The following is a 12,954-nucleotide window of genomic DNA, read 5'->3' as shown; positions in this document are numbered from 1 at the left end:
AATTTCTACCAATCATCAATGATAATATATATCGATCAAGCAACCAGTAAAAATCCACACAAGTTGTTCTTCATAATCTCTTAATGATCTTTCTAACATCTCGTCAATGCTAGAAGCTGGACTCGAAACACTTAACAACTCAGCAACCTGCTTCGCTCGTTTCCGTGTATCTCGTCGGTATGGGGTGCATTCTATAGATTTTTTCCTCCCTTGCAACCCCTTATTTCAACAAAAACTCATGCATGATTATTTTTTAAGCAAATTTATGTTTTTAACACAAAAAAATACACAAAAACGATTAATTAAATTAAAAAACCTCAATTAGATTGGGTTTTTTTAGATCATAAAGCTCTAAATCTTATTCTATGTATTTTTGAGTACTATAATATGAAGTAGATAATTTTCGAATTGTTTTCATTTCTTGATCACCATCTATTGAATTTAAGTAATTTAAGAATGCTTCTGCATAGTCCAATCCAACTTCTATTCGACGCTCACCTGTAATTTTTTTCAATGTATGATAGTAATCAGCACCATCAGCTAAAAAATTGATGGTTACAATTTTATATAACTGATTTAAATCTAATGGCACAAGCTGGTCAGACCCATTTCTGACTTGAATATTTGTAATACGCTTTCCAATAGGCTGCGTCATATCAACTTGCCAAGTTAATCCAGCCGTATACGGATAACTTCCAGTATTTTTTTGTTCAATCACGCCAGAAATGGCATCTTCAAGCGTATCTTTAATTTCTTGACCAGTCATATTCAATTGAACGAGCGTATTTTTGAAAGGTAAGACTTGGTAGATATCTGCTACAGTGATATTTCCTTTCGCCAAATCAACTCTTACTCCACCTGCATTTTGAAATGAAATATCAGCATTAAAATATTCTTTGCCTTGTTTAAGAAATGCTTCGGCAACCATTTGTTGAATATCACCACCATGGGCATCGACATGCGCATTTAAATTACACACATCACCTAAAGATGATCGTGAGCGATCAAATTGAGTTCCCGGCACACGTCTTGAACATAAATTATCAACTGCCTGCCCAACAACTTTGACTGCAAATAATTTTTTAGATTGCTTATAGGGCTCTAAGACACTCAAAATATTTTGATCTTCTTTAATAATAGAAAAAGGAGCTCGTTCTTTTTCGAATTGATGTTCTATATATTTTTTTCTTGATCACTGACTCTTTCATTATTTTGCTTACGTTTAAAATCATCGCCAATTAACACATGCGGTTTACCCACACAACTTTGAACCGCACCATCTGCATTAAATTTTACGTTAAGTTCACCAACCACATAACTGTATTGCCATGCTTGAGCAACACAAACAGATTCGCCATTTTTATTTTTCAATTGTAATGGGTAGGTAGCGACAGGAGACATACCATACTTTTCTAATATATGAGGTCCAAACATTGTGTGAGAGTCGCCTCCAATTATCACATCCACATCCGTAAGTTCTTGTGCTAATTTTTGATCAAGTTCATAGCCTACATGTGTTTGTAAAATAATTTTTTTAATTCCCTGTTTTTTGAGTTGATTAATCTCATTTTGAGCTACTGTAATTTCATCTCGGAATAATGTGTCTTGATTTGGTTGAGAGGAGTTTTTAGTTTTTGATGCAATGGTGAGCCCCACAACCCCATATTTTTCCCCATCCCGCTCAAGAACAATAGATTTTTGAATCCGATCTGTCTGATATAAAGGTGAACTCACCCCAAATTCAACATTTGCAGAAAGAATCTCTGTTCGCTCTTTACACTGTCCTTCGTCTAAAAAACCAATAAAATCTTTTAAGCCTCGATCTTTTGCATCAAATTCATGATTTCCCAAGGTGAAAGTATCAAAACACACTGTATTCATCATTTCAGCATCAGCTTTTCCATTTGAGAGGTTGTAATACAAATCTCCTGTTATCGCATCACCAGCATGAATTTTCACTACATTCTGATGATTTTCTGCCATTAGATTCATAAATGTTGCTACACGAGAAAATCCACCACGTGAAACGACTAGTGGTTCTTCACCATGACCTAAATCGAAATTAAAGCTAAGCTCTTCACCATCTAAATGGGAGTGATGGTCATTAATATGAAGAATTTTTAACTCTGAGGGTTGTGTAATATTAGGATTAGATTTTTGGTCATCTCCACCACAACTACTTAGCAATAACGATGTCGTTAAGAGAAGAGCTGTTATTTTTTTCTTGTTCTTCATTTGAATACTCCTTTTTTAAACCAAGAGTATTCAACGAAGATATGACATTATGATGGTGGATTCATAACACTTTATCGAAATGACTGATTTTATATTTTTCCGCAAATCGCTCAGCTAATGCCGTAATGGTCAAACTCGGATTAACACCAACATTCACAGGAATCGCACTTCCATCAACCACATATAAGCCTTGATAGCCAAAAACCTGATGATTAGAGTCAATCACACCTTTAGAGGAATCTTCAGCCATAACTGCACCACCCAATATATGCGCTGTAACAGATAAGTGCCCCATACTTTCCAATATATTATTCTGTGCTTGACCACCACTTACTTCAGCAAATTTTTCCGCAGCTTCATTTGCTAACGGTATAAAAGACGGCGCTCTTTCTCCAACTGAAACCTGCGTTTTCAAAAAACGCCTAAAACCTCTGAGTGCAGTACGTCCATATACAAATCGTATTTGATTGTCTGCCTGTTGCATGACGGTTAATACAGTGACACGTTTATGCCAGTTTTTAGAACGCCATGATCGAGTTGAAACAAAGGGGTGCAGAAAAAAATGCTTTAAAACATGGAGTGCACGTTTTACAGGTTGATCGCCATTGACCAGTGGTCCCATATAAAACTTCATAAACTCATAACTTGCTGGAAATCGATTCTGAGTAATATGTGTTTTGTCATCTGCATGAAAATGACTGGAAATGGTCGTCCCTCTCGTTAAATCTATTGTTTTATCATTATTAGAGATTGCAACAATCGCCTCACTATTGGTTCGAATATGTTCACCTAACTGACCAGAAATATTCGGTAAGGTTTTATACACATCTCTTGAAGCAAACAAAATTTCAACAGTTCCTATAACACCTGCGGATAGAATGACCTGTTTCGCAAAGTAATCTTGTTTTTCTTTGGAGTTAAATGACTGATATGTATGAATGATATATTTTCCATCAACATGTGAAAGATGAGTTACTTTGGTTTCTGGAAGAATCTCAACTCCATTGTTTTCTGCAAGATATAAATAGTTTTTATCCAAACTATTCTTCGCACCCTGCGCACACCCCGTTATACAATTTCCGCACTGATTACAGCCTATTCGTTCGGGACCTTGACCATTCAAAAGTGGATCACTCACCCATTGATGAGGATCACCAAAGTAAATTCCCTGTGGTACAGTGTCAAAACTATCTCCAGAACCCATTTTTTCTGCTGTTTGTTTTAACCACTCATCTTGCTGATCTTTATATGGATTTGAACTTACACCTAGCATGGACTGAGCCATCTGATAGTGCGGTTGTAATTCCCTCTCCCAGTCTTCTGACAAATGACTCCAAGTTGGATCACGATAAAACTTTTGACCTGGTTTTAACAACACAGCAGCATAAACAACACTGCCACCACCAACGGCAACCCCTCGAACCACACCCATATGTTGGAATACGTCTTGTGCAAGAAAACCCTTCATCCCTAACGTCGGTGCCCAATTTAAGTATTTAGAACTCCGACTTGCTCGATGTAAATCATCTTCAGTGAGCCTTCTTCCCTGCTCTAGCACAGCTACTTTCAATCCAAGCTCAGACAATCTTAGCGCAGCTACACTTCCACCAAAGCCTGAACCTACAATAATGACATCATATTCAAATTTTGATTTCATACATCACGACTTAGAATAAATGGAAATGAAAAATGCTTTAAAAAAGGAAGATTAATGATAGTCATACATAACATCGTATGTTCATCAAGCTGTCTTAACTCATCAACCACCCAACGCCATGGAATTGGTGCTGTCTTGCCATAATACAAGGCGATCGTTTGTTTTCCATCAATCAAAGACGCCTCTTCTAGACACTCCATTTGAAGCTTTTCACTTCTCTGCCCGCGATTGAGTAAAATATTAGTGACTAAATTTTGATTGATGAATTTTTTCCCAAACCATCCCCCCAATCCACTTAAAAATAAACTCGGTGCTGCAGACACTCTTAACCACCAAGGACCAATAAACTGAGCCTTATATTCTCCTTGTCTCATGGCAAGTGGCGCGGATGAAAGTTGTTGATAGGTTGCCTTAATCGAGGACAACGAAGCAGTGATTAAATGCTCCTTACGGATCATGAATTTCTCCCTCAATGATTTTTGTTTTATTCAGCATGTCCTATGCTTCTTTATGAAATATATCAATCGTTTAAATTTTATTCCACATACATCCTTTGATCGATTGCATAAAAAAAGCCGAATGTATGTCACATCCGGCTTTTAACTCAAATTAATTTCACTTTATTTCTTTAAAAATCCTGATACAAGATTCAACACATTTTGTATATCTGAATTCGCTTCTTGTGGATCGGTCTTATTTGCTTGAGGTGTAAGCGAATCAATAATTTGTGGTAAGACTGAAGAAATCGCACTGTATACATCCTGTTTAGGAACTTGCGCTTCTTGTGCAACTTGCTCTACATCTTGCTGATCAAATAAATTTTGAACCTGTTGCGTGCTGACATTGGCATTTTCGCCAGGACCAGTTGAAACCCAATCATCCACTTGACTCGTCAGACCCTGACCTTTCAGTTGATCAAGTGCACCTTGCAAACGGCCATTTTTTTGAATCCAATTGAGAATTAAAGGAACTACTGCGATTAATAAGGTTTGAGCGTTTAGACCTGATGATTTGCCTACACCACCAGATTGACTACCCGATAAACCACCAAGTACAGATCCCAAAATCCCTCCCAATCCACCTTGTTGTTGGTTTTGATTGGTCTGATTATTTTGTCCCGTTAAACTCCCGAGTACCGAACCAAGTACACCACCCAATCCCGATTGATTAGATTGTGGATTACCGCCTAAAGCCTGTTTCGCTAAAACTTCAACGATATTACTTAAATTTGTCATCAAGACACCTTTACATTCTTATTTTCATTGATCAGCATATCGTTAAAAACATGGCTTTGTACATTGAAATTGTTGTGTTTTGATAAACTCAAAGTTTGCCATTACCATCGAAACTTATTCCAATTTTCTGGATTAGCCCAAAACTTAGAATTAAACCAATCTGGCACATGCTTATAATTCAAAATATTGAATTGCCATAAGGCGAAATCTTGCTCTGTATTTTTTTGCTCAATGAGCTGCGTGAATCCCAGACTTCTTAATAATTGTTCATCTGCAATATGACTCAACACGACGATTCTTTTTGCCATTAAATCACGCAGTTTTACCAGCATTTGTGATTTATGATGGGTTGATAGTGTATCCATCTGTTCATTATTTAAAATCACAACACCTAGATCATAGCGTTGCTGAAAAGGAAGCATTAAAAATTCAGTTACGTTAAAATGATTCCATTGGATTGTTTGAGCATAGTCTTGGCTGAGATCCTGACCAAGACATACGGCAGTTTGAATTGGCTGTTCTTTAGATAAATCGTCTAGCATTGACGTGATGACATTTTTCTCAGCCATGAGCTGCACCTTATTTGAGTGAGATTAAAGCATGGAATTACAGGGCATTTGTCATAAAATGCACGCTGGTTTAACCAACCTAAGTGTAACTGAACAACAAACACAACAGGCAAATGTTGAATATAAATTTATTTTAGATCGTTCAGAAATCAATCTCCCGTTCAACTTAGGTCAAGAAATTGAAATTGAATGGACCGGCAAAATTTACTGTGTTTCCTGTGGGAATAAAACACCAAAATCATACTCCCAAGGTCACTGCTTTAAATGCATGAAAACGAAAGCAGCCTGTGATATGTGTATTATGAAGCCAGAAACATGCCATTACCATTTAGGGACTTGTCGTGAAGAAAGCTTTGCTCAAGAAGTATGCTTTCAACCCCATATTGTCTATCTTGCCAATTCAAGTGCATTAAAGGTTGGCATTACCCGTTTAGGTCAAATGCCAACACGTTGGCTAGATCAAGGGGCTACCCAAGCTTTACCTATTATGAAAGTGGGCTCTCGTCGGTTATCAGGACAACTTGAAGTCATGTTTGGTACGCAAGTCGCTGATAAAACAGACTGGAGAAAATTGCTGAAAGGTGAAGCGGAAAAGGTAAATTTGTTAGAGATCAGAGATGAATTGCTCACGGAGTTTGAACCTCAAATTGAAACTATTCGAGATGAGTTCAGCATGAGCCTAGATTTCAATGAAAATGTAGAAATTTTAGAAAACGAACTTCCTCGTGAATTCATTTATCCTGTCGATCAATATCCTGAAAAAATTAAATCGCATAACTTAGACAAAACGCCAGTCATACGTGGAAAACTGCACGGTATCAAAGGACAATATCTGATTATGGACACAGGTGTAATCAATATACGCAAATATACGGGTTATGAATTAAAAATTCGTGCTGATTCATAATGCTAAATCAATAAAGCCTCAATATGAGGCTTTTTTTTAAAGGATAGATAGAATTGCGTGCACTGGATCTTCATTTTGATCCGACAATAGTTGCTTGTGCATCGTCAACAATTGCATAGATTGTATTTTTGAGTTTTCGATATTCATCAACAACTCAATCTCATGTGCTAAGTTTTCTGGAGTTGCATCATTCTGGATTAACTCCTGAATTACTTTTTTACCTGCAATAATATTAGGTAAAGAATAATAAGGAATTTTCACTAAAAGTTTCGCAATCCAGTAGGTCAAACTATTTAATTTATAAAAAGTCACCATGGGACGATGCAATAACATCGCCTCAAGTGTTGCAGTACCCGATGCCAACGCCACAATATCACTGGCATCCATGACCATCCGACCTATTTTAGATTCCGCATCAATATTTTCCATTAACTTGATATTATCTCTGAGCCTATCTGGGTAACCTATTAAGATCTGCTCAATTTGTTGTTTACGAGCCTCATTGATGGCTGGAATTAAAAATTGATACTCAGGATATTTTTGATGGACAATCTTCGCTGCATCTAATACAAGCGGCCCTAACTTATCAACTTCACCACGACGACTTCCAGGCAGTAATGCGATATGTTTTTGTGCAGGATTTAAACCAAGCGCCTGCTTTGCATCGAGTATAGGATTTTCCAGCGGTAATTGATTAGCGAGAGGATGTCCAACAAATACCGCTGGCACATTAAATCGATCATAAAAAGTTTTTTCGAATGGGAATAGGCAAAGCACCAAGTCAATTGAGGCTTTAATCCCATGAACACGACCTTGACGCCATGCCCAAACTGAAGGACTCACATATTGAACAGTCTTAATTGGCAACGATTTTTGCTTTATTTTTTTTGCTAAGCGTAAGTTAAAATCTGGTGCGTCAATCCCTATAAAAATATCAACAGGTTGTTTAGTCCATTGATCAACCAAGCCATCTCGAACCGCAAAAAGTTTTTTAATATCTTTTAATACTTCAACAATTCCCATCACCGATAGAATATCCATCGCATAATAGCTTTTAAAACCCTCTGCAATCATTTGAGGACCGCCAATTCCTTCAAATTCAGCATCAATTCCCTGCTCTCGAAAACGACGTATTAATTTGGCGCCTAAGGTATCACCTGAAACTTCACCAACCACAATGCCAATTCTAAGTTTTCGATTTTGCAAATGAATATCCTCTCTCATGCTCTACAAGTATCTTAACATAAGCAGCTCATAACAGATTGAGTTCTTGAAATATCTTAACTTAGCAATGCTTTATCTTATTTTTGAATAAGTAAATGAATAATCAAGACAACAGCTTATATTCAAAAATCATAAGATATGCCGGTTTTCTGATAAGTAGCATAAACGATGTACGGTTCTATTGAATATATTTTAGCAGGTGTTCTAGTTGGATTCTGTGTAGGGGTTACTGGCGTAGGTGGCGGCTCACTTATGACTCCTATCTTAATTGGTTTATTTAAAATTGAACCACATATTGCAATTGGTACAGATCTACTTTATGCCGCGATTTCTAAGTTTTGCGGCTCTTTTGTACATGCAAAAAAGCTTAATATTGTTTGGCCCATCGTCATTTGGCTTGCGATCGGAAGTATTCCAGCCTCTTTAGCCACAACTTGGGTTTTAGACAACTATTTGAGTCAATCTACACATTACAAAGCCATTCTCACGATGGTCTTAGGCTTTATGCTGACCATTACTGGTATTTCAATTGTATTCCGTACCCAGGTAGAAAAATTCTTCAAGAAATTTTCCAAAGAAGTTACTGAAGAGGAAGTTGAATTAACTCGAGAAAAATTAAAGCAGAAGCGTTTATATATAGCTTTAATGGGTATTGTATTGGGTATTTTTGTGACCTTATCTTCAGTTGGCGCGGGTGCATTCGGCATTATGGCGCTGATCATCATGTTCCCTAATTTACCTATGATTAGAATTATTGGTTCTGATGTTGTCCATGCAGTTTTACTGACGCTCGTGGCAGGTATGGGGCATATGAATTCAGGAAATGTTGATTTCAATTTATTAATGTGGCTTTTAGTCGGATCGATTCCTGCAATCATCGTTGGTACGTTGGTGAGCTCCCATTTACCAGAAAAAATTATTCGCAAGGTACTGGGTATCACCTTATTTGCCATTGGTGTTAACTTCATGCTTAATCCAGTCAAAGCAAAACCTGTGACCGCACCTGAGGCAGTTATTGAATCCTCAACTCAAGCCCAGTCTTAATTTAATATCATGTTCAAACTATAACCTCAGTGAAGCTGTATATTTCACTGAGGTGAAATTAAATGATTTATTAAATTTAATAATTTTCAAAAATTAAATCATTCTATACAATACAAGTAGAAACTCTGATTAATACCAAAAAGACAATTTCATTACTTTTTTTTATTAAATCCATTCAACTTTTTGATAACAAATGATCTACTGAATCATGCTATATTCAATAGATTGAACATTTTCTTGTAAAAACGAACCAGTGACGGCAATGAATACTTTACAGTCAAATTCTATCACCCAAAACGACATTGATGACGTGAATGTACAAAGCATTCAGCCTCTTGTTACTCCTGCTGAATTAAAAACAGAATTACCGTTAACTGATAATGCATACCAAACAGTCCTAAAAGGTCGTGAAACTGTACGTAATATCTTAGATGGCAACGACAAACGTTTATTCGTAGTCATTGGACCATGCTCTATTCACGATCCTGCAGCAGCTCATGATTATGCTGATCGTTTAAAAGTTTTAAGCGAAAAAGTGAAAGACACGCTTTATATCATCATGCGCGTGTATTTCGAGAAGCCTCGTACAACAGTGGGTTGGAAAGGCTTAATTAATGACCCTGACATGAATGACTCTTTCAATATTGAAAAAGGTTTACGTTTAGGCCGTAAATTGTTGCTTGAACTCAATGAGAAAGGTCTGCCATGCGCAACTGAAGCGCTTGATCCAAACTCTCCACAGTACTACCAAGACTTAATTTCTTGGTCAGCAATCGGTGCACGTACAACAGAGAGCCAAACACACCGCGAGATGTCTTCAGGTTTATCATCTCCAGTCGGCTTTAAAAATGGTACGGATGGCGGTCTCACTGTTGCGACCAATGCGATGCAATCTGTAAAACATGGCCATAGTTTCCTTGGCTTAAATGACCAAGGTCAAGTTTCGGTGATTCGTACTAAAGGTAACCAATATGCCCATGTCGTGTTACGTGGTGGTAATGGCAAACCAAATTATGATGCTGGCTCTGTAGCAGAAGCTGAAAATGCATTAGCGAAAGCAAAAGTAAGCAACAAGATCATGATTGATGCGAGTCATGCCAATTCTAATAAAGACCCATACCTTCAGCCATTGGTTCTAAAAAATATCACTGAACAAATTTTAGATGGCAATAAATCGATCGTAGGTATTATGGTTGAAAGTCATTTAAAAGGTGGCCGCCAAGATATTCCTGCAAATCTTTGCGATTTAGAGTATGGTAAGTCTGTTACAGATGGATGCATCGATTGGGAAACAACTGAAAAAGTTTTGTTGGAAATGGATGCAGCTTTGAAAGACGTTCTACCACAACGTTAATCAGATAAAACGCCATCACACGATGGCGTTTTTTTATAAGGTTAAATCATGGATCAACTCGAAAAAGAACTTAGCTCAATCCCCCATTTTCAATTTGTTCATGAGCATTTGTTTAGCTCAGGTCAGCCAGACGAAGAACAACTTAAATCGATTAAAGCTTATGGTATCGATACTATCATTAATCTCGCTTTTAATGATGCTACACCGAACTTAAATCATGAGGATCGCTTAAGTGCTGAAATTGGTCTTAACTACATCCAAGTCCCTATTGATCCAGAATTTCCACATGACGATCAATGTTTATTTGTGCTCGATCTGATCGACCATCTCGTTAAAGAGAAAATGGTCTGGATACATTGCACCGAAAATCATCAATGTAGTTCATTAATCTATCTGTACCGACTACATTATATGAATATGGATTTACCTTCAGCACATGAGCTATTACACCAAGTATGGGAACCCAACAACACTTGGACTGGGTTAATGCACGCGGTCGGCTTACAGTTGCAAGGACGTAAAGCCACTCAAGAACTGCAAGCCTCTTTGATGAAAGCGCAAAACTTTGAATGATCAAAATTGTTTATTGATGACTAATTAATACGGTCGCTGTAGACAGAATTCCTTCCTGACGACCAGTAAATCCTAATTTTTCAGTGGTAGTGGCTTTAATACTAATCTGATTGATATCCACATCAAGTACATCTGCAATACTTTGACGCATATCTAAATTATGTTTCGCTAATTTTGGACGCTCACAAGCCACTGTAATATCCGCATTATTCAGTTGATAACCACGATCCAATATCAACTGATAAACATGCTTTAATAAAACCTTACTGTCCGCGCCTTTGAACTGTTCATCAGTATCTGGAAAGTGCTGTCCAATATCACCGAGCGCTAAAGCACCCAACAATGCATCACAAAGTGCATGTAAAACTACATCTCCATCAGAGTGTGCTTTCAAACCATGTGTATGCGGAATACGAATACCAGCCAATGTGACATAATCGCCTTCCTCAAAAGCATGAACATCAATACCTTGACCTATACGAATAGCTAAGCTCACATTGAACTCCTTTACACAGTTTTTGAAAATGAAATCTTGTATTCTTTGATTCTTGTTCGCTATAGTAGATGCGCAAACATTTGAAAGTATAAGCGATGATGTTGTCAAAAAGCGTATCAAGTTGGATGAAACCTTTAATTTCTATCTTTTTCATTGGATTAAGCAGTGTTTCTGTCGCACAGGCACAACTTATTCAATGCGATAAGCCTCAATCAAGTTCTAAAAATTCCATGATTTGTGCTGCTGATTTTTCATCTCTGAGAGATGAATTGAATGAACGCTTTTTAACATCCTACTTAGTTACTGATGCACCAACTCGATTAATTCAAGATACACAACAGCTTTGGCTGAATCGACTGCAGCAGTGTAAAAATAAAAATTGTGTGTCATCACAAATCAATCAACGCATTGATGATTTAAACTTTTACATGTCGATGAATCAAACGCTCACTCAACATTACATTAAGTTTGAACAAGGTAAAATTGCAGCGCAACCTGTACACCTTAAAATTCATCAATTAAGCAAGGATCGCGTTAAAATTGAAGGTATTGCTTATCGTAGCCCTAACAATCGCATAGAAACCCAGACCATCCCATTATTGGCTTATACAACCACTCAAAGCAAACACGAAATTATTGATAATGAGCATGATTGTCAGTACAAACTTAAATACCAAAAATCATTACTGATTGTCTCAACTGAGCAAACAGGCTGTGAGCGCTTTAGTGGAATCTATCGACTATATGATTAAACAGAATGTATGCAAGTTCACAGTTAAATTGCGAATGCTAAACACAACACTCCTGTGAGCGCTAACAGAATACCTAAGCTGTTTTTTAGGGTTATTTTTTCTTTAAAAACTAATATACCTGCAATCACACCTAACACTACGACCAAAATATTCATGCCAGCGAATACGATTGCGGGTGAATCCTTTAACAACATATGTGCTTTCACATAAAGTGCAATATTGGCAAAATTCAATACACCTAAACTTAGGCCGGCAAGAAAATTTTGCAATGTCCATGATGTTTGACGCAGGGACAAATATCCCATGGAAATAATGAAAGCAAACACAAACATCAAGTTTAAACTGACTGCAAATTTTAACCCTAGACTTGTACTGTATTTTAACAGGACATCTACGAGCGCATAGCCAAGCCAAACTGCAAGCAAATACATTCCTGCTTTTTTTGTTTGCAATGTTGGTGTTGATGTTTTAGAGAAAATGATCAAAACAATTGCACCCAAACCCAATGCAATACCAATCAATTTCAGGGTGCTAAATTTTTCTTGGAAAAGAAAATAGGCTGCCAACAATGAAAGAACAACGGATAATCTTTGCGCGATTTCAGTTCTGATAATTCCAGCTTGATCAAGTGATTTGGAAAGCAGCAAGAATATTGAGGGTAAAGCTATTCCCAACAATCCAATAAGCCACCAAGGTGTGGAGGTTAATGATATTTGGTAGAGATCTGGCTCAAACCAAAAAAAACAGAGTATCGTGGCGATAGCATAATTCCATGCAATCATTTGCATGACATCAAATCCACGAGACTTACTAAACTTCAATATAATCGATACTAGTACGCTGCACAAAGCTGCTGAAAAAATAAGTTCCATAATTTGCTCTTGTTTTTTTATTCAAGAAAAAGCCCA

General features: G+C 37.1%; 12 protein-coding genes and 1 pseudogene. 5 read left to right on the top strand and 8 right to left on the bottom strand.

The annotated features are described in order from the left end of the window. Nucleotides 1-358: 358 nt before the first annotated feature. The 5 genes and pseudogenes from AC1M9F_RS11395 to AC1M9F_RS11375 all read right to left on the bottom strand — a co-directional run bounded on the left by AC1M9F_RS11395 (nucleotide 359) and on the right by AC1M9F_RS11375 (nucleotide 5,696). A pseudogene (locus tag AC1M9F_RS11395) lies at nucleotides 359-2,235 on the bottom strand (5'-nucleotidase C-terminal domain-containing protein). A 61-nt stretch (nucleotides 2,236-2,296) separates the two neighbouring features. Continuing rightward, on the bottom strand, nucleotides 2,297-3,892 hold the full coding sequence (locus AC1M9F_RS11390; RefSeq protein ID WP_481597821.1) for an FAD-dependent oxidoreductase: 1,596 nt from the start codon (nucleotides 3,890-3,892) through the stop codon (nucleotides 2,297-2,299). Then, nucleotides 3,889-4,350, bottom strand: coding sequence for a hypothetical protein (locus AC1M9F_RS11385; RefSeq protein ID WP_481593702.1), 462 nt, complete (start codon nucleotides 4,348-4,350; stop codon nucleotides 3,889-3,891). Before AC1M9F_RS11385 ends, AC1M9F_RS11390 begins: the two co-directional genes overlap by 4 nt. A gap of 162 nt (nucleotides 4,351-4,512) precedes the next feature. Next, on the bottom strand, nucleotides 4,513-5,127 hold the full coding sequence (locus AC1M9F_RS11380) for a YidB family protein (protein WP_481597820.1): 615 nt from the start codon (nucleotides 5,125-5,127) through the stop codon (nucleotides 4,513-4,515). Between the two features lie 101 nt (nucleotides 5,128-5,228). Continuing rightward, nucleotides 5,229-5,696: a DUF6231 family protein gene (locus AC1M9F_RS11375; RefSeq protein WP_092767830.1), complete on the bottom strand. Its 468-nt coding sequence runs from the start codon at nucleotides 5,694-5,696 to the stop codon at nucleotides 5,229-5,231. A 31-nt stretch (nucleotides 5,697-5,727) separates the two neighbouring features. Here AC1M9F_RS11375 and AC1M9F_RS11370 point away from each other — a divergent pair, with 31 nt between their 5' ends. Beyond that, nucleotides 5,728-6,603 carry a DUF2797 domain-containing protein gene (locus AC1M9F_RS11370; RefSeq protein ID WP_092767828.1) on the top strand — a complete coding sequence of 292 codons (876 nt, stop codon included), beginning with the start codon at nucleotides 5,728-5,730 and terminating at the stop codon, nucleotides 6,601-6,603. 36 nt (nucleotides 6,604-6,639) lie between these two features. Here the strand turns inward: AC1M9F_RS11370 and lpxB are convergent, their stop codons facing one another. Next, the gene (lpxB, locus tag AC1M9F_RS11365) at nucleotides 6,640-7,809 is read right to left on the bottom strand and encodes a lipid-A-disaccharide synthase (protein WP_481597819.1); all 1,170 of its coding nucleotides are present in this window, start codon (nucleotides 7,807-7,809) and stop codon (nucleotides 6,640-6,642) included. Between the two features lie 186 nt (nucleotides 7,810-7,995). Here lpxB and AC1M9F_RS11360 point away from each other — a divergent pair, with 186 nt between their 5' ends. From AC1M9F_RS11360 to AC1M9F_RS11350, 3 genes are all read left to right on the top strand, one after another. Next, a complete protein-coding gene (locus AC1M9F_RS11360) occupies nucleotides 7,996-8,871 on the top strand; it encodes a sulfite exporter TauE/SafE family protein (RefSeq protein ID WP_481597818.1) in 876 nt (291 codons plus the stop codon). Nucleotides 8,872-9,133: 262 nt separating this feature from the next. After that, nucleotides 9,134-10,225 (top strand): 3-deoxy-7-phosphoheptulonate synthase, encoded by a 1,092-nt coding sequence (locus tag AC1M9F_RS11355; protein ID WP_051586615.1) that lies wholly within the window; start codon nucleotides 9,134-9,136, stop codon nucleotides 10,223-10,225. A gap of 48 nt (nucleotides 10,226-10,273) precedes the next feature. Beyond that, nucleotides 10,274-10,798 (top strand): protein-tyrosine phosphatase family protein, encoded by a 525-nt coding sequence (locus AC1M9F_RS11350; protein WP_481597817.1) that lies wholly within the window; start codon nucleotides 10,274-10,276, stop codon nucleotides 10,796-10,798. 10 nt (nucleotides 10,799-10,808) lie between these two features. Here AC1M9F_RS11350 and ispF read toward each other — a convergent pair whose 3' ends face one another. Beyond that, on the bottom strand, nucleotides 10,809-11,294 hold the full coding sequence (gene ispF / locus AC1M9F_RS11345) for a 2-C-methyl-D-erythritol 2,4-cyclodiphosphate synthase (RefSeq protein WP_092767822.1): 486 nt from the start codon (nucleotides 11,292-11,294) through the stop codon (nucleotides 10,809-10,811). A gap of 98 nt (nucleotides 11,295-11,392) precedes the next feature. Between ispF and AC1M9F_RS11340 the strand changes: the two genes are divergently transcribed. Then, a complete protein-coding gene (locus AC1M9F_RS11340) occupies nucleotides 11,393-12,046 on the top strand; it encodes an A1S_1983 family putative colistin resistance protein (protein WP_481597825.1) in 654 nt (217 codons plus the stop codon). 23 nt (nucleotides 12,047-12,069) lie between these two features. Here the strand turns inward: AC1M9F_RS11340 and AC1M9F_RS11335 are convergent, their stop codons facing one another. Further along, on the bottom strand, nucleotides 12,070-12,918 hold the full coding sequence (locus AC1M9F_RS11335) for an EamA family transporter (RefSeq protein ID WP_481597816.1): 849 nt from the start codon (nucleotides 12,916-12,918) through the stop codon (nucleotides 12,070-12,072). Nucleotides 12,919-12,954: the final 36 nt, after the last annotated feature.

The organism is Acinetobacter sp. ANC_7504 (assembly GCF_056779995.1).
This window is presented reverse-complemented; position numbering and strand designations above follow the sequence as displayed.